14 protein-coding genes and 1 tRNA gene are annotated in these 17,131 nt (G+C 71.7%); 9 read left to right on the forward strand and 6 right to left on the reverse strand.

Annotation, left to right across the window (positions count from 1 at the left end; all coding sequences use genetic code 11):
• Positions 1–237 precede the first annotated feature (237 nt).
• The 5 genes from OG206_RS20800 to OG206_RS20820 all read left to right on the forward strand — a co-directional run bounded on the left by OG206_RS20800 (position 238) and on the right by OG206_RS20820 (position 4,664).
• On the forward strand, positions 238–1,107 hold the full coding sequence (locus tag OG206_RS20800; protein ID WP_327118259.1) for a hypothetical protein: 870 nt from the start codon (positions 238–240) through the stop codon (positions 1,105–1,107).
• A 142-nt stretch (positions 1,108–1,249) separates the two neighbouring features.
• On the forward strand, positions 1,250–2,044 hold the full coding sequence (locus OG206_RS20805; RefSeq protein WP_327118261.1) for an HAD-IIA family hydrolase: 795 nt from the start codon (positions 1,250–1,252) through the stop codon (positions 2,042–2,044).
• Between the two features lie 66 nt (positions 2,045–2,110).
• A complete protein-coding gene (locus OG206_RS20810) occupies positions 2,111–2,671 on the forward strand; it encodes a hypothetical protein (protein WP_327118262.1) in 561 nt (186 codons plus the stop codon).
• A gap of 1 nt (position 2,672) precedes the next feature.
• Positions 2,673–3,362 (forward strand): class F sortase, encoded by a 690-nt coding sequence (locus tag OG206_RS20815; protein ID WP_327118264.1) that lies wholly within the window; start codon positions 2,673–2,675, stop codon positions 3,360–3,362.
• Positions 3,363–3,650: 288 nt separating this feature from the next.
• The gene (locus OG206_RS20820; protein ID WP_327122346.1) at positions 3,651–4,664 is read left to right on the forward strand and encodes a glycoside hydrolase family 6 protein; all 1,014 of its coding nucleotides are present in this window, start codon (positions 3,651–3,653) and stop codon (positions 4,662–4,664) included.
• Between the two features lie 201 nt (positions 4,665–4,865).
• On the opposite strand, the gene OG206_RS20825 is transcribed toward OG206_RS20820, so the two are convergent.
• Genes OG206_RS20825 through OG206_RS20835 form a run of 3 tightly spaced genes read right to left on the reverse strand, consistent with a single transcriptional unit; the run spans position 4,866 to position 7,293 of the window.
• Positions 4,866–5,651, reverse strand: a complete 786-nt coding sequence (locus OG206_RS20825) for an ABC transporter permease (RefSeq protein WP_327118266.1) — start codon at positions 5,649–5,651, stop codon at positions 4,866–4,868.
• Positions 5,648–6,610, reverse strand: coding sequence for an ABC transporter ATP-binding protein (locus tag OG206_RS20830; protein ID WP_327118268.1), 963 nt, complete (start codon positions 6,608–6,610; stop codon positions 5,648–5,650). The genes OG206_RS20825 and OG206_RS20830 overlap by 4 nt, the downstream gene beginning before the upstream one ends.
• A gap of 14 nt (positions 6,611–6,624) precedes the next feature.
• Positions 6,625–7,293 carry a DUF4097 family beta strand repeat-containing protein gene (locus OG206_RS20835; RefSeq protein ID WP_327118270.1) on the reverse strand — a complete coding sequence of 223 codons (669 nt, stop codon included), beginning with the start codon at positions 7,291–7,293 and terminating at the stop codon, positions 6,625–6,627.
• A 223-nt stretch (positions 7,294–7,516) separates the two neighbouring features.
• Between OG206_RS20835 and OG206_RS20840 the strand changes: the two genes are divergently transcribed.
• Positions 7,517–8,287 (forward strand): GbsR/MarR family transcriptional regulator, encoded by a 771-nt coding sequence (locus OG206_RS20840; protein ID WP_327118272.1) that lies wholly within the window; start codon positions 7,517–7,519, stop codon positions 8,285–8,287.
• A gap of 34 nt (positions 8,288–8,321) precedes the next feature.
• Here OG206_RS20840 and OG206_RS20845 read toward each other — a convergent pair whose 3' ends face one another.
• The 3 genes from OG206_RS20845 to OG206_RS20855 all read right to left on the reverse strand — a co-directional run bounded on the left by OG206_RS20845 (position 8,322) and on the right by OG206_RS20855 (position 12,550).
• Positions 8,322–10,256, reverse strand: a complete 1,935-nt coding sequence (locus OG206_RS20845) for a kelch motif-containing protein (protein WP_327118274.1) — start codon at positions 10,254–10,256, stop codon at positions 8,322–8,324.
• Positions 10,253–12,157 carry a glycosyltransferase family 2 protein gene (locus OG206_RS20850; RefSeq protein WP_327118276.1) on the reverse strand — a complete coding sequence of 635 codons (1,905 nt, stop codon included), beginning with the start codon at positions 12,155–12,157 and terminating at the stop codon, positions 10,253–10,255. Before OG206_RS20850 ends, OG206_RS20845 begins: the two co-directional genes overlap by 4 nt.
• A gap of 319 nt (positions 12,158–12,476) precedes the next feature.
• Positions 12,477–12,550: transfer RNA gene (locus OG206_RS20855), tRNA-Lys, on the reverse strand.
• Positions 12,551–12,720: 170 nt separating this feature from the next.
• Between OG206_RS20855 and OG206_RS20860 the strand changes: the two genes are divergently transcribed.
• The 3 genes from OG206_RS20860 (at position 12,721) to OG206_RS20870 (ending at position 17,090) form a co-directional block, all read left to right on the forward strand.
• Positions 12,721–13,995, forward strand: coding sequence for a peptidoglycan-binding protein (locus OG206_RS20860; RefSeq protein ID WP_327118278.1), 1,275 nt, complete (start codon positions 12,721–12,723; stop codon positions 13,993–13,995).
• A 37-nt stretch (positions 13,996–14,032) separates the two neighbouring features.
• Entirely contained in the window at positions 14,033–16,324 is a 2,292-nt protein-coding gene (locus OG206_RS20865; RefSeq protein WP_442805879.1) for an SPFH domain-containing protein, read from the forward strand.
• A 175-nt stretch (positions 16,325–16,499) separates the two neighbouring features.
• Positions 16,500–17,090, forward strand: a complete 591-nt coding sequence (locus OG206_RS20870) for a lytic polysaccharide monooxygenase auxiliary activity family 9 protein (RefSeq protein ID WP_327118280.1) — start codon at positions 16,500–16,502, stop codon at positions 17,088–17,090.
• Positions 17,091–17,131 lie beyond the last annotated feature (41 nt).

A 17,131-nucleotide genomic window follows, 5' to 3' on the forward strand; every position in this document is an offset into this window, starting at 1 on the left:
GACGCGGAGCGCGATCCGGGGCCGGCGGCGAGGGCTCGCACCGCCGGTCGAGCGGACTTCGACGCCCGAACGGGCGGTGTACGCCGCCCGCGGGTGGCTCCCCCCGCAGGCGCGTGGCAGCGTCGGGCACTGACACGCGGGCGACGGTCCCGGCGTCCGGCCGCGCACGGCAGCGCCACCGCCACGGCCGGTGGCCTCCGCCCCCGACCGTTCGCGAGCAGCAAAGGGTGACCCCCTATGCCCACCAGACCACCCGCACGACCGCGCGACGGCCGAGCCCTCGCCCGGCTCGGACTGGCCGCGGGCCTCGTCGTCCCGGCCGGCCTCCTCGGCGTACCGGCCGCCATCGCCATCCCGGTCACGGCTCCCGCCGCGACCGGCGCCGTGGTCACGGGGCCGGAGCTGCCCGGGTGCGGCGACCCGGCCGCCGACGACTTCCCCATCGAGACCCGTATCCACGGCGGCCCCGACACCTACGCCTCCGGCGGCGGATACGGGACCTGGTACCTCGACCTGACCAACACCACGGCCGAGGCGTGCCACTCCATCCACCCCGTCCTGGTGCTCACCGACGAGGACCGGAAGCTGGCGGCCGAACAGATCCAGCTGGAGTTCACCGAGCGCGCCCACCCCGACGACGAACACCGGGTGAACTGGGAGTCCACCGAACGCGACGAGCAGATCGGCGTCTTCGGCAGCGGGGAGCAGGGCGACGACTTCCCCGGCTTCACCGTCCCGGCGAAGAAGACGGTCACCGTCGAAGTGCGGATGGCCTTCACCTCCGACACCCTGCCGGGCAAGGTCACCGCCCACGCGGCCATCGTCCAGCGGCGCACCGCCCAGGACGACCCGGGAGCCGGGGGCGAGCCGGCCGACGGGGAGTGGGTGGGGGAGTCGGCGGCGTACACCTTCGCCATCGTCGACAGCGGTACCGAGGCACCCGCGGACACCCAGGGCATGCGCGACGGGACGGGCGACGCGCAGCCCGAACTCGCCCGCACCGGACGGACGTCCGTGCTCCCGGCCGGTCTCGCCGCCGGGGCGCTCGTCCTCGCGGGAGGCGCCGCCATGATCCTCGCGCGACGGCTCCGGGCGGTCCGCCGGTGATCCGTACCGGGGGTCCCCCCTGATCAAACAGTTCCTTCCGGCGGAGCGGGCAGCCTAAAATCGGGGCGTCGGCGCTGCACAGCGCGGTGCCGCCGGCGTCCAGCACCCCGAGCGCACAGCGCCTACGGCAGGAGCCCGTCACATGGCAGAGCGCAAGCCGATCGAATCCTGGCTGACCGACATGGACGGTGTCCTCATCCACGAGGGCACACCGATCCCCGGCGCCGACGCCTTCATCAAGCGGCTGCGGGACTCCGGTCTGCCGTTCCTCGTCCTCACGAACAACTCCATCTACACCGCGCGCGACCTGCACGCCCGCCTCAAGCGCATGGGCCTGGACGTGCCCGTGGAGAACATCTGGACCTCCGCCCTGGCGACCGCCCAGTTCCTGGACGACCAGCGGCCGCGCGGCACGGCGTACGTCATCGGCGAGGCCGGGCTCACCACCGCGCTGCACGACATCGGCTACGTCCTCACCGACCACGAACCCGACTACGTCGTCCTCGGCGAGACCCGCAACTACAGCTTCGAGGCGCTCACCAAGGCGATCCGGCTGATCAACGACGGCGCCCGCTTCATCTGCACCAACCCGGACGAGACCGGCCCGTCCGCCGAGGGCCCGCTCCCCGCGACCGGCTCGGTCGCCGCGCTGATCACCAAGGCCACGGGCAAGGCACCGTACTTCGCGGGCAAGCCCAACCCGCTGATGATGAGGACCGGCCTCAACGCCATCGGCGCGCACTCCGAGACCTCGGCCATGATCGGCGACCGGATGGACACCGACGTGCTCGCCGGTCTGGAGGCAGGGATGAAGACCTTCCTGGTCCTCACCGGTCTCACCACCATGGCGGACGTCGACCGCTATCCCTTCCGGCCGTCCACGGTCGTCGACTCGATCGCCGACCTGGTCGACCTGGTGGACCTCCCGCTGCCGTAACCCGACCGGCCGACTGCGGATGCGGGATGCCGCCCCACGCGTGAACCTTCTCTCAGGAGGTTTACGATGCGTTCACTGTCCATCACATTCTGTGCCGCAGTCGCGGCCGCGACGATAGCCCTTCCCGCGTCCGCCGCCCAGGCCCAGTCGAAAGCCGACGACTCCAGGGACGAAAAGCGCTCAGGAACGGTCTCCGTCAACCCGTCCCGCGTCTCCCCGGGCGGGGAGGTGGAGCTCTGGGTCGACGTCTGCGGCAAGGGCAGGTCGGCCCGGGGCAACTCCGAGGCGTTCGCCTCCGAGGCGCACTTCGCCCCGGCCGGCGGGAAGGGCCTCTCCGCGACGGCCCGGATCCGCTCCGACGCGGCACCCGACGACTACGAGATCTGGGTGACCTGCAAGGACGGCCACGGCAAGGCCACCGGCACGGTCACCGTCGTGCACCACGGCCGCCCGTCGCCCGTCGCCCCCGTCCGGGCCGGCGGCGGAGGAACCGCCGCACTCGCCGAGAAGGCCGCCTCCGAGGGCCCCGGCACCCGGCACGCGGTGATCGGCCTCGGGCTCGGCGCCGTCGCCGCCGTGGCCGTCGCGTTCCGCAGCACGCGCCGCCGCCGCCCGGCCCAGCACTGACATGACCACCACGGAACGTCCCGCCGGAACCGGGCGCCTGCTCACCGGTGTCGCCTGGGCCGTACTCCTGCTGGGACTGTGGCTGTGGGGCCGCGCGGCCACCGCCGGGAACTCGGCCCCCACGACGGGAGACGTCGCCGCGGTCGGACGCCCCCTGGGCGTCCCGCTGCCCCCCGCCCACGACCCCCTCGACGGGGCCGCGCCGCAACGGGTCGAGATCGCCTCCATCGGGATCGACGCGGGCATCGTGCGGCGCGGGCTGGACGGCGAAGGCGCGATCGAGCCACCGCCGTACGCGACGCCGAAGGACGTCGGCTGGTACGCCGACGGCACCGAACCCGGCACCGAGGGCGCCGCGATCTTCGTGGGCCACGTGGACACCGAGACGAAGCCCGCCGTCTTCTACGGACTCAGCGCGGTCCGGCCCGGCGAGAAGGTCCGGGTGAGCCGGTCCGACGGCAAGGTCGCCGAATTCACCGTCGACGACGTCCAGGTCTTCACCCGGGAGCGCTTCGACGCGCAGAAGGCGTACGGACCGCGCGAGGACGGGCGGGCCGAGCTGCGCCTGATCACCTGCGGCGGAACGTACGACCGCGAGGCCCACGCGTACACGGCCAACGTCGTCGTCTCCGCCTACCTGACGGACGAGAAGAGCACGGGCGGGAAGAGCGGCCGGAAGAGCCACGCCTGAGACGTCCGGTCTCCGGAAGTGCGGAGACAACCTGGCCCGGCCGGCGCCCGCTCCCCCTCGGAGCGCCGACCGGGCCGGTCCTCCACCACGCCGTCCGGTCGCGGGAGTGACACGGACGCTGCGTGGGAGGTCGGGCCGCTCGTACCGACACGTCACTCTAGGCCGACCCCTCCGCGAGGCCCAGTGATTATCTGGCAGGTTGTCCGGATCCGGGCGGGAGCGTCCGGCGGCCGGACCGCTGTGCTTGGATGGAACCGACGGTCAGTGCATCAGCACAAGGGGGAGTGGATGTACGGCAGTTGCACCCGGCTGCGGGCGAGTGGCGCAACCGGGACCGTGGCCCTCCTGCTGTTGGCCGGGTGTTCGTCGTCCGACGGCGGGGCCGGGAAGAACCCGGCAGCCACCGCCGATCAGCGGCCCCGGGGAGACGGCCCGTACTGGGTCAACCCCGAAGGGAGCGCCGCACGTCAGGCCGCCGCCTACGCCAAGGACGGCGAGCCCGGTGACGCCGAACTGATCCGGAGGATCGCCGAACAGCCCGTGGCCGAGTGGCTCCGCCCGGACGACCCCCGGGGCGCGGCACAGGGCCTCACCGAGGCGGCCGAGCGGGCCGGCCGGGAAGCGGTGCTCGTCCTCTACAACATCCCGCACCGGGACTGCGGCCAGTTCTCGCAGGGCGGGGCCGCGGACGGCGACGCGTACCGCGCATGGCTGGACGGCGTCGCGCAGGGCATCGGCGACCGCCGGGCCACGGTGGTCCTGGAACCGGACGCCGTACTGCACCTGGTCGACGGCTGTACCCCGCGGAAGTACCACGCGGAGCGCTACGGCCTGCTCAAGGGCGCGGTGGAGCGCCTGAAGCGACAACCCGGCACCACGGTGTACCTCGACGCGGGCAACGCCGGATGGCAGTCCCCCGACGCGCTGTTCGAACCGTTGCGGCGGGCCGGGATCGAGGCGGCGGACGGGTTCGCGGTGAACGTGTCCAACTTCCGCACGACGGCCGAGAGTACGGACTTCGGCAAGCGGCTGTCGGCGAAGGTCGGCGGCAAGCCGTTCGTGATCGACACCAGCCGCAACGGCAACGGGCCGTACGAGGGAGGCGATCCGGCGGAGGCCTGGTGCAACCCGCCGGGCCGCGCCCTCGGAGAGCCGCCGACCACGGAGACGGGCGACGAACTGGTCGACGCCTACCTGTGGATCAAGCGGCCCGGCGAGTCGGACGGCGAGTGCCGGGGCGGCCCGAAGGCGGGCGACTGGTGGCCCGCGTACGCACGGGAACTGGCCCGGGCGAAGAAATAGGCCCGCCGGCCGGGTGCCCCGTCGTGCGGGCCCTCGACCGGCAGGCCTGGTGGCTGTCCGGACAGTGCGTGGTGCGCCCGGGCGCAGGCCCGGTGGTGAGGCGGCTGCGCGGAGAGGCGGTGGTGCAGACCGTGATGGTGCCGGCGTACGCCACCTCGGAGTGGACCGGTGCGGGGGCGGTGGCCCGCGTGCTCATGCCGCCTACTTGGGGTCGCGGTCGAACTGCGCCTTCGACCAGCGGTACCCCAGGGCCGTGAGGCCCAGGCACCAGGCGACGGCGATCCACCCGTTGCCGCCGATCTCGGTACCGAGGAGGAGTCCGCGCAGGGTCTCGATCGCGGGCGTGAAGGGCTGGTACTCCGCGACCGGCTGGAACCAGCCGGGCATGGAGTCCAGCGGGACGAAGGCGCTGGAGATGAGAGGCAGCAGGATCAGCGGCATCGCGCTGTTGCCGGCGGCCTCCGCGTTAGGGCTGGCCATGCCCATCCCCACCGCGACCCAGGTGAGGGCCAGGGCGAACAGGGAGAGGAGCCCGAAGGCCGCGAGCCATTCCAGGGCGGTGGCGTCGGTGGATCTGAAGCCGATGGCCACACCGACGGCGCCGACGAGGACCACGGCGGCGAGCGACTGGAGGACGCTGCCGACGACGTGTCCGATGATCACGGAGCCCCGGTGGATGGCCATGGTGCGGAAGCGGGCCATGAGGCCCTCGGCCATGTCGGTGCAGACGGACACCGCGGCCCCGACCACGGTGGAGCCGATGGTCATCAGCAGCAGGCCCGGGACGATGTACGCGATGTAGTCGTCCCGGCCGCCGCCCCCGATGCCCGCGCTCATCGTGTCGCCGAAGACGTACACGAAGAGCAGGAGCAGCATGACCGGGGTGAGCAGCAGGTTCAGGGTGAGGGACGGGTAGCGCCGTACGTGCAGGAGGTTGCGGCGCAGCATGGTGGTCGAGTCGCGGACGGCGAGGGTGAGGCTGCTCATCGGGCGTTCTCCTTGGGCTGGTTGGGCTGTGTGGGGAGGGTGGGGGCGGTGAGGGCGAAGAAGACGTCGTCGAGGTCGGGGGTGTGGACGGTGAGTTCGTCGGCGTGGATGTGGTGGGTGTCGAGGAGGTCGAGGAGGGTGCGCAGGTCGCGTTGGCTGCCGTCGGAGGGGAGGGTGAGCCAGAGGGCTTCGTCGTCGTGTGTGGTGGGGGTGAGGGTGGTGGTGGCGGTGCGGTAGGCGGTGGGGTCGGTGAAGCGGAGCCGGATGTGGCCGCCGGGGACGAGGCGTTTGAGTTCGTCGGGGGTGCCTTCGGCGGCGATGGTGCCGTTGTGGAGTACGGCGATGCGGTCGGCGAGTTCGTCTGCTTCCTGGAGGTACTGGGTGGTGAGGAAGACGGTGACGCCGTCGGTGACGAGTCGGCGGATGATCTGCCACATGGTGTGGCGGCTGCGGGGGTCGAGGCCGGTGGTGGGTTCGTCGAGGAAGATGACGCGGGGGCTGCCGACGAGGGTCATGGCGATGTCGAGGCGGCGTTTCATGCCGCCGGAGTAGGTGGAGGCGGGTTTCCTCGCCGCGTCCGTCAGGTCGAAGCGTTCGAGGAGTTCGGCGGCGACGCGGCGTCCCTCGGCCTTGGGCAGGTGGTGCAGGTCTGCCATGAGGAGCATGTTCTCCTCGCCGGTGATGAGTCCGTCGACGGCGGAGAACTGCCCGGTCACCCCGATCGCCGCACGGACCGCCTGCGGGTCGGAGGCCAGGTCGTGGCCCGCGACGCGCAGGTCGCCGGCATCGGCGGCGACGAGGGTGGAGAGGATCCTGACGGCTGTGGTCTTGCCGGCCCCGTTCGGGCCGAGGAGGGAGAAGACCGTCCCCTCGGGTACTGCCAGGTCGATGCCGTCCAGGACGGTCTTGTCGCCGTAGGACTTGCGAAGCCCGTTGGCGCTGATGGCCGGGTTCGTCATGGGGAGAGCTCCTTCTAGAGGCTGCGGGCGGTGATGTCGCCGTAGGCGGTGGTCGCGTGGATGGTGAGGTCGGGAGTGCCGTCGGTGTTCCTGAGCGCGTTGTGGATCCGGCCGTAGGTGGTGCCGGCGTCCAGGGAGGCGGAGACGCCGCGGGCGGCGCCGACGGTGATGTCGCCCTTGTCGGTGCGCAGCGTGACCGTGCCGTGCAGCGCTTCGGTGACGGTCAGGTCGCCCTTCCTGGTGCTGATCTCGGCGGGGCCGCCGAGGCGCCCGACCGTGATGTCGCCGGCGAGGACGGTGAGGCGGGCGGTCGCGGCCTCGTCGAGCTTGACGGTGGCCTGCGCACTGTCGAAGGTGACGTCGCCGAGCCGTCCGACGCCCCGGAGTTCGGCGTCGGCGGTCTTGGCCTCGACATGCGAGCCGACGGGCAGCTGGACCGTCACCTCGACGTATCCGGAGGTTCCGAGGACGCGGCTCTTCGCGGTCGAGCCGTCGATCCGCAGGACTCCGTCGGCGTGGACGACCTCGGTCTGCTCGGCCGCCTTGACGTCCCGGCTCTTCGAGGCGTCCGCCGGGAGGACCTCGACGACGGTGTCGGCGCGGTCGGCGGCGATGAACCGGATGCGTCCCGCGGGGACGTCGACGACGACCGAGACCGGGGCGGGGGTGTCGAACTTCTGCATGGTGTGCTCCTTGGGCTTCTCGTTTCTGACAACAGAAACGCTACGTTGCGTTCATGGTCCCGGCAATGACGTTATTGCGTAAGGAGCCAGTAATCGCAGGTAGTTGCCGCTATTTTGTTGCAATGATTCTGCGGGCTAATGCAACAAGCGAGAGGTGGTCGTTGCAATGGAATGAAGGTGAACGCTATGGTCGGTGCCTCACGGACCACGAAGGAGACGCCCTGTGCCGGGAGGCAGGCTCACCCAGCAGGAACGCCGGCAGATCGCGCTGGGACTGGCGGACGACCTCGCCTACGCGGAGATCGCCCGGGGTCTCGACCGCCCCACCTCGACGATCACGCGCGAAGTCATGCGCAACGGCGGGCCCACCGCGTACCGCGCCGACCGCGCCCACCGCGCCACCGAACACCGCTCGCACCGCCGCAAGCAGGCCGCGCCCCGGGACCCGTCGGCGACACCCGTGGCTCCCGGGCGGGACGCGGAGGAGGTGCGGGCGTTCGAGGAGTCCTACACCACCGTCCTCATGCAGTCGGGCATGCCGAAGATGATGGCCCGGGTGCTGGCCGCCCTCACCATCACCGACTCCGGCACCCTCACGGCGGCGGAACTCGTCGAACGCCTCCAGGTCAGCCCGGCGTCCGTCTCCAAGGCCATGGCGTTCCTCGACAGCCAGGGCCTCGTCCGCCGCGAGCGCGACGAACGCCGCCGCGAGCGCTACTGCGTCGACAACGACGTCTGGTTCCAGTCGATGATGGCCAGTGCCCGCGCGACCGAACAGCTCGTCGCGACCGCGCGGCAGGGCGTCGGAGTCCTCGGCCCTGGCACCGAGGCCGGTACCCGCCTCGAAAACGTCGCCCGCTTCATGGACTTCGTGTCCGAGAGCATCACGCGCGCCGCCGAACAGGCTCGCGACGTGCTCTTCACGAAACCCGGAACTCAGCCCGGCCCGTCCTCCGGGAGCGCGGCCGAGCCGGACGGCCCGGACCGTACGTAGCGGCCCCGGCCGTGCTCGGGTGGGGAGCGAAGGGTCAGGGGACCTCGACCCACATGCCCTCCGACGGCGTGCCGTCGGCGTCGGTGACGAAGAGCATGTACCAGCCGGAAGGGACCAGGGCCCGGTTCCGTGGGACCGTCACGGTGATGCTGTCGCCGGACTTCTCCAGCCCCAGCGCGATCGACCGCTGGTCCGTGTCCGTGACATGCGTGACGGCACCGGGGCGCATCAGCTTCGCCGAAGTGATCGACGAGGCGTGCCGGGTCGTGAACAGCCCCTTGCCGCCCCGGGCGATGCGCGCGGGCCCCGCCGTCAGCTCCGGCCGGCCGTCCCGGTAGAGGTAGGGAGGCGTGTAGATCTCGATGCGCTGCTCGAAGGTGCCCGGCCGTGTGCCGGCCCGGTCCGCGTACAGCGGGTCGGAGCCGAAGATCATGACCCGGCCGTCCGGGAGCAGCACGGACCCCGAGTGGTAGTTGCGGCCCACCGCCGGGTCCGCGACCCGCCGGTAGGAGTCCGACCGCGCGTCGTACAGCCTGGCCTGGAGGACGTCCGAACCGCCGCGCCCGCGGTAGTCGTTGGAGCCGCCGGTGACCAGCAGCGAATCGTCGGGGAGCAGGGACGCGCTCGGGTAGCGGGTGCCCTCGCCGAGCGACGCGCCGTCCGTGAAGCGCGGGTGGTCCTCCGTCAGGTCGACCAGCCGTGACTTCTCGCTGGACCGCCGTGACTCACCGACCCCGCCGCCGCCGATCACCAGGTACTTCTCGTCCTGCGCGGGAGCCAGCCGTACGGTCGCCGAGGTCTCCATCCGGTCCGGGTCGCCGAGCCCCGGGATCTTCTCGAAGGTGTTGGACTCCAGGTCCCACACACCGGGATCGCGGCCCGCACCGGCGGGGCCGTAACCGGCGTTCGACCCGGAGTAGAAGAGCTTGCCGTCGCTCATGAGGAAGACCGCGGGGTAGGTGGGGAACCTTCGGACCACGCCCGTGTACGCCCACTTCCCGGTCTCCGGGTCGTAGATCTCGTCCTTGCCCGGCACGATCTGGCCGATCTCGTCCAGACCGGAGAGCGCGAGGACCCTGCCGTCCGCCAGGGTTGTGAGCGTCGGATACCAGCGGGCCTCCTTCATGGGGTCGACGGCGATGTACTTCTCGGCGACCGGGTCGAACTCGAAGGCTTCCCTGATGCCCTGGAAGTCCTTCTTGTCGAGGGCCAGCTTCTGCGCGATCCCGTACACGTTGCGGGCGTCGGAGCCGGAGAGCCCGGAGAGCCGGTAGTTGTCCTCGGCGCCCGTCCCGTACTCCGCGCCGGACTTCCGCGCCTCGACGTAGATCCGGCCGAGACCGGGCTCCGTGCGGACGAAGGCACCGGTCCGCCTGTCGAAGACCTTCCTGGCCCTCTCCACCAGCACCGGGTCCTTGGACACGAAGGTCCTGCCGTTGCCCCTGCCGGTGAAGCGGGTCCCGGCGGGCACCGTGACCGGCTTGTCCGGGTCCTCGTTGTGGACGATCATCAGGCCGCCGGCCCTGGTGACGTCGCCCTCCAGCTTCTCGTACCGTTTCGTGCCGCCGGCTATGAGCAGCTTCCCGTCCGGCAGCTGGGTGTGGCCCGCGCAGAACATGTCCTTCGGCGTCGGGACGTCCTTGTACGTGTTCCTCTCCGGGTCCCACAGCACCGAACGGAAGGTCTTCGCGTCGAAGTTCTTCTGGTTGTTGCCGGAACCGGCGACGAGGAGCACCTTGCCGGTGTGCAGCAGCGCCGCGTGGATCGTGTTGATGCGGTACCCGGAGGGGACGTCCAGGAAGTCCCAGTGGCCGTTCGCCGCCTTGTAGTCCGGCTTGTTGATCGCGTACGCGCGGTAGCGCTCGGTGCCGAAGCGGTGCAGCCACGGGCCGTTCGTCGCCGCGAGCGCGAGGACCACCGCCGTACCGATCGCCAGGCGGCGGGTACGGCGGTTCGGGCGGTACTTCATCGGTTACGTCCCCCAAGGGCGATCCGCATGGTCTGCTCGTCCTCCGCCGCGGCCGGCTCCCCGGGCGGCGCGGGCCCGGCGGGTGGTGCCGGTGGCTCGCTCCGGCGCCTCTTCCGCTCCGCGCGGACCGTGTACCGCCAGCCGGCGATCGGCGCGGCGGTGATCAGCAGGGCCAGGCAGGCCCAGGTGAGCATCGCCGGGTGACTGTGCCCGAGGACGAAGGAAGCGACGATCGAACCGCCGAAGACCACGATGAAGAACAGGTGGATGCGGAAGGTGCCGAAGAGGGTGTCCGGGCTGGAGGAGTCGCCCTTGGGCGTCACCACGAAGGAACTCCGGCGCCGCAGCACCGCGTCCATCAGGGAGCGTGCGTAGACGGGCGCGGAGAGCGCGGACATCACCATGCCCGCGAGGCCCCCGGAGCCCTCGGGTTCGTGCGGCGAGACGTTGTGGCGGCGGTTCCAGACGTAGAGGCCGATCTGGAGGGCCGACGCGTTGCCGTACAGCATCATCCAGATCACCGGGTCGATCTGCACACCCGAGGCACCCATGCCGAGGAAGAGGGCGCAGCTCAGGGCGGCGAGGATCCAGTTCAGGGCCGACATCGGATAGAAGATGATCATCATCGTGTAGTGGAAGAGCCTGCCCGGCGGAAGCGAGAACCAGCCCTTCCAGTACTGCTTGAGGATCGTCTCGTACGTACCGCGGGACCAGCGAAGCTGCTGGGTGAAGAAGTCGGTCCACGCCGTCGGCCCCTCGCCGACGGCCAGGACGTCCGGGGTGTAGACCGACCGCCACTTCCTGCCGGTCAGGGGGTTGCGGTGGCGGTGGATCTCGAAGCCCGTGGCCATGTCCTCGGTGATCGAGTCGTAGAGGCCGCCGATCTGCTTGACGGCGCTGATCCGGACCGCGTTGCTCGTGCCGACGAACATGGGGGCGCCGTAGCGGTTTCCGGCTCGCTGGATCAGGGCGTGGAACAGGAACTGCTGCGACTCGGCGGCCTTCGTGACGAACGTGTCGTAGTTGCCGTAGACCTGCGGGCCGATGACGAAGCCGGTGTCCGGGTCCCGGAAGTAGCCGAGCATCCGCTCCAGGTAGTTGGGCAGTGGCACGTGGTCGGTGTCCACCGAGGCGAAGAAGTCGTAGGCGTCGCCGTGGGCGTCGAGCCAGGCGTTGTAGTTGCCGTGTTTCGTCCTCGCGCGGTGCGGGCCCGTCGCCTGGTTCCACCGGGCCACCCCCTTGCGGGAGAAGTGGCGCACCCCCAGCCGGGCGCAGACCTCCTTGACCGCCGGGTCGTCGCCCTCGTCCAGCAGCCAGACGTCCATCGGCCCGCGGTGCCGGATCCGGACGGCCGCTTCGAGTGTCCTCGTCACCATCTCCAGGGGCTCCTTGCCCGGGACGAAGGACGTGAGGAAGGCCACCCGCGTGCCGCTCTCGGGCACGACGGGGACCGGGTCGCGGGCGACGAGGGTCGCGTGCGCGTTGGACAGCACGTTCATCGTGCGGAAGAGCTCGATGAGGCCGATCGACACCAGCATCACGACGTCGAGGACGAGCAGGGTGTCGTCCCGGAGGTTCGGGTCGCGCTCCGTCCAGTGCTCGGGCTGCATGAGCCAGACGAACAGGCCCAGCGAGACGAGCGGGGCGGCGCCGAGCAGCAGGGCCGCGCGTATCCGGTGGGTCTCCCGCGAGAGCAGCGAGCGGTAACGCACGGTGTACGGCAGGTCGGTGTCCGGCCGGGTCAGGGGCCCGGCGAGCCGGCTGTAGTGCTCGTAGTCGTAGCGCGGCAGCGGCTTCCGCTGCTGTCTCCGCCTTCCGGGGCGGGGTTGCGGCGGTAGGCGCAGCCGCATGGTCTCGGACGGGTCGTGGTGCTGCCGGTCGCCCGACGGCGTCGACGTCATGGTCATCCCCCCGCACGCAGGATTCCTGCGCGATTCGTACCTGTTCGCACCGAGCGGGGCCCCCGTCCCGCGAGAAGACCGCTCGTCGATCATCCGTCCGGGGATTCGCGGCCCCCCGGGCGGCACCTGGTCAGGCTGTCCGAGAGCGAAGCGTGAGGGCAAGGGTGAAAAGGGCTACTTGTCAGCCATGCGTATGATTTGCGGAATAGTACGAAGGGGGCGTACGGGGGTGGCCCAAGGCGCCCCGGGGGCGCTTCCGCGCCGGGCCGGAGCACGAACAAGGCCCCTTCACCATGAGTGAAGGGGCCTTGCTGTTGCGTGCGCCGTCAGGGACTCGAACCCCGGACCCGCTGATTAAGAGTCAGCTGCTCTAACCAACTGAGCTAACGGCGCCTGCTGACCTGGAGAACTTTACCCGATGGGCGGGGGTGCTCCTGACCAATTCCTGGCCGCCCGGCCTGTCGCATGGTCGTTTTGTCCCTTTAGTCCGTCAACATGAGTTATGCCAAGAAAGCTAAGTCGCGGAAGCTCTGGACGGCTGCCGAGGGAAGAGGAGTAGTCGCATGACTGTGCCGGTCTTCGAGGAGTACGACCCCGCCGCCGACTGCGGATGCGTGGGGTGCGCCCAGGGGCGCCGCGAGGCCGCCGCGCTGCCCGTACGGTACGGAGGCCACCCCGCGGCGCACGGCGTGCGGCGTGCCCTGGTGCTCGTCACCGCGGCGGGCATGGTGCTCTCCTGCGGGGCCGACGAGGCGGCCGCGGCCGCCGCCGGCCGGGACACCCGGGCCGGCACGTCGGCCGACCCGCAGCCGGTCACCCCGCAGGGATCGGTGGGGCCCCTGAACAGCGGCGGGACTCCGGGCCCGCCCTCCACCCCCGGCTCGGTCCAGCGCACGACGACCCGCGCCGACATCATCAACCGGGCCAAGAAGTGGGTGACGGCGAAGGTCCCGTACGACATGGCTGCGTACTGGTCGGACGGGTACCGGCAGGACTGCTCCGGTTTCGTGTCGATGGTCTGGAACCTCGGCAGCAACGAATGGACCGGCAGCCTCGCCACCTTCGGTACGAAGATCGCCCGGGCCGACCTGCAGCCCGGCGACATCCTCCTCTTCCACAACCTGGCCGACCCCGCGGTCGGCTCCCACGTCACGGTCTTCGGCGGCTGGAGCGACCACACCCACAGCCACTACCTCGCCTACGAACTGACGCGCCCGAACGCGCGGAAGGCGACGACGCCGATGGCGTACTGGAGCAACTCCTCCAAGTACGTGGCCTACCGCTACAAGGGCGTCGTCAGTGCCGGGTCGGCGACGGCGTTCCCGGGGGCGGGGAAGTTCGGCCCGGGCGCCGACAACGCCCACGTGACCCGGCTCGGCACCTTGCTCATCGCCCAGGGCGGCAAGCGCTTCTACAAGCAGGGGGCGGGACCGCGCTGGAGCGACGCGGACAAGCGGGCCACGCAGGCGTTCCAGCTGGCGCAGGGGTGGAAGGGCAAGGAGGCCGACGGCGTCCCCGGCCCGCACACCTGGCGGCTGCTGGTCGCCGGAACCGGCAAGCGGATCCCCGCCGCCGGGGCCGGCGGCAGCCCCGGCGGGACCGAGGCGTACCCCGGCCGGAGCTTCTTCGCGCCCGGCCGGTCCAACGCCCACGTCCAGAAGCTCGGCACACGCCTGGTGGAGAAGGGATACGGCAAGCACTACGCGACGGGCCCCGGGCCGAACTGGACAGAGGCGGACCGCCGCAATGTGGAGGCCTTCCAGCTGGCTCAGGGCTGGAGCGGCGGCGCGGCGGACGGATACCCGGGGCCGGAGACATGGCGCCGGCTCTTCGCGTGACGGCTCAGGTGACGGAACGGACATGACGGAGGCGGGAATGCGATCCACGGAGAACGTACGGGGCGAATGGGACGAGCTGGGAGAGAGGGGTCCGCGGGTCGTCGTGCCCGGACCCGGCGCGGGTGACACGGCGGCCGGGGCACCGGGCGACGCCCGGCCCGCGGAGGACGGCGCGCGAGCCGACGGCCTGCCGGTGACGGAGGACGTGCCTCTCGCCGCGACGCCGCCGGCATCGGCGGACGACTCCGGGCCCGCGCCGGCACCCGTGCCGGAGCAGGCGCCGGAAGCGCCGGAAGCGCCGGAAGCGCCGGAAGCGCCGGACGCACCCGGGTCCACCTGGGTGCCCGGCGCGGCCCCGGGTGAGGTCGCTCTCGCGGCGGTGGACATCGAGGACATCCCGGCCGACCTGGGGCCCGCGCTGGACGCCGTGGCCGGGGTGGGCAGGGCTTCGGGCGGCGCCCCGCCCGATCTCGGACCCGTGCTCGACCTGCTGCCGGCCACCGACGACGAGCCCGTGCGCGAGCCCGCGCCGAAGGTGAGGCCCCGGTGGGGGACGGGCCGGGTGGTGGCCCGTGCCGCGGCCGAGGTGGATGCGACGGCCGAGCCGCCGGAGCGCCCGCAGCCGAGGTGGGCGGCACTGGGCGACCCGCGGCCGAGGTGGGGCGCGGGTCCTGCGGGCGAGCCGAAGCCGGCCTGGGGGATCCGGCCTCCGTCGGACCCGGACCCGGTGCGGGTGCCGGAGGCCGGAGGTGTGCAGGACGCGGCCGAGTCGGTCGTACCGGTGGCGGACGCCGTACACGTGGCGGACACGGGGCCGGTGGCGGACGCCGTGCCGGTGATCGACCTAGGACCCGCGCCCGACCGGGATGCTGTGGCCGGCCTGGACGCCGTCGCCGTGACCGAGTCCGAGCCGGCGGTGGACGTCGCCCCGGTGACCGGTCCGGCACTGCCGACGGCGGACGGAGCGGTTGCGATTCCCGGGCCGGTGGTCGGCGAGGGCCCGGCCGCCGGGCCGACGCCCGCCCCGCTGATGGAGGCGGCATCGGAAGGCCCCGACTCCCGGCTGCCGTCCGTCGGCGCGGACCGTCTGCCGCAGGACGAGGGCGCGCTGTCGGCGTATGCCGACACGGCCCTGCTCCCGGAATGGGCGGGCGCGGTGTCCGACGGCGCGGCCCGGCCGCGCGAGGAGGCCCGTGCGCCGGTGACGATGACCGTCGGGGCCGCCGACCCCGTCGCCTGGTGGGGCGCGGGGCGCCGGCACCCCGTCATCAGTACCGAGACGACCGCGCCCATCCCCGTCCACCTGCTCTTCCGCGACGAGGACCACAGCGGATCCGACGTGACGGCCGGCACGCAGAGGGCCGGTGTGCGGCGCCCGCCCATGCCGCGCTCGCCGCAGACGCGCAGGCCGGGCCGGCACGCACCGCTCGCCGACCCCCGGCTCGCCGAGCGTCCCGGACCCGCCCTGCCGGGCTGGGCGGCGCTGCTCACCGCCGCGGCCGGCGCGGTCGCGGGCCTCGCCGTGCTGTGGTGGCACGGTGCACTCCCGGCCGCCGTGCCGGACCGGCTCGGCATCGGGGCGCGTCCGTACGCCGGTATGGGCACCGGGGCCTGGGCGCTGATCGGCCTGCTGGTGACCGTGGTGCTCTTCGCGCTCGGCGGGCTCGGGCGAGGGCGGGTCGGGCACGCCTCGGTGCTGACCCTCTTCGGGGACTACCGGGGCACCGTCCGGCGCACCGGACTCCTCTGGGTCTCCCCGCTCCTGCTGCGGCGCCGCGTCGACGTACGGCTTCGGCACTGGCGCAGCGAGCCGCTGCCCGCCGTGGACGCGAGCGGCACCGCGTTGCGGGTCGTCGTCCTCGTCGTCTGGCGGGTGAAGGACACGGTGCGGGCAGCGCTCGGAGTCGCGGACCACGAGCGCTATCTGCGTGACCAGGTGGAGGCGGCGCTGGCGCGCGTGCTCTCGCAGCTCCCTGCCGACGCCTTCCACGAGGAAACCCGCACCCTGCGCGACGCCGAGGCGGTCGGCGACGCGCTGACCCGGGTGCTGAAGGCGGACTGCGAACCCGTGGGCGTCGAGGTGTACTCGGCCCAGCCGACCGGTATCGAGTACGCCCCCGAGGTCGCGGCCGCGATGCAGCGGTGCCGGGTGGCGGCCATCGACGCCAAGCACCGGGACGGGGTTCTCACCTCGGTCGTCGACGCGGTGGACGACACCGTCGGCCGACTGACCGCACGCGGCATCGTCGAACTCGACGCCTACGAACACAAGGCGCTGGTCCGGGATCTGACGGTGGCTTTCTACACCGGCCGCAGCGGCGGCGAGTGAGCCCGAACGCCTCCGTCCGCACCACGGTGGTGCGCCCAAACCCGGCCCACATTGGTCTGGACATGTTCATGGCATGTCAATAATCTGGACTTGGTCTAGACCGCAAGAGTGATGCGCGCAGCACGGCTCGGATCATCCCCAGAACATCCCCCACGTTCTCGAGGAGCGACACAGCATGCGGAAAAGAGCAAGCGCGGCCGTCATCGGCCTGGCGATAGCGGGCGTCTCCATGTTCGCGACCGGCAGTGCGAGCAGCCATGGCTACACGGACACCCCCATCAGCCGGCAGAAGCTCTGTGCCAACGGCACCGTCACCAACTGCGGCAACATCCAGTGGGAGCCGCAGAGCGTCGAGGGGCCCAAGGGCTTCCCGGCGGCAGGGCCGGCGGACGGCAAGATCTGCTCCGGCGGGAACGGTCAGTTCGCCCAGCTCGACGACCCACGCGGTGGCGGCTGGCCCGCCACCAGGGTCACCTCCGGGCAGGGCTACAGCTTCCGCTGGCAGTTCACCGCACGCCACTCCACGAGTGACTTCCGGTACTACATCACCAAGAACGGCTGGGACCCCACCAAGCCGCTCACCAGGGCCGCCCTGGAATCGCAGCCCTTCATGACGGTCCCGTACGGGAACCAGCAGCCGCCGGCGACGCTGACGCACCAGGGCTCGATGCCGACCCAGAAGACCGGCAAGCACATCATCCTGGCCGTCTGGAACGTCGCGGACACCACCAACGCGTTCTACGCGTGCTCCGACGTGCAGTTCTGATCCAGCACAACGCACAGTGGGCGGTCTCCTCGGAGGGAGAC

Source organism: Streptomyces sp. NBC_01341, assembly GCF_035946055.1.
Lineage (GTDB): Bacteria > Actinomycetota > Actinomycetes > Streptomycetales > Streptomycetaceae > Streptomyces.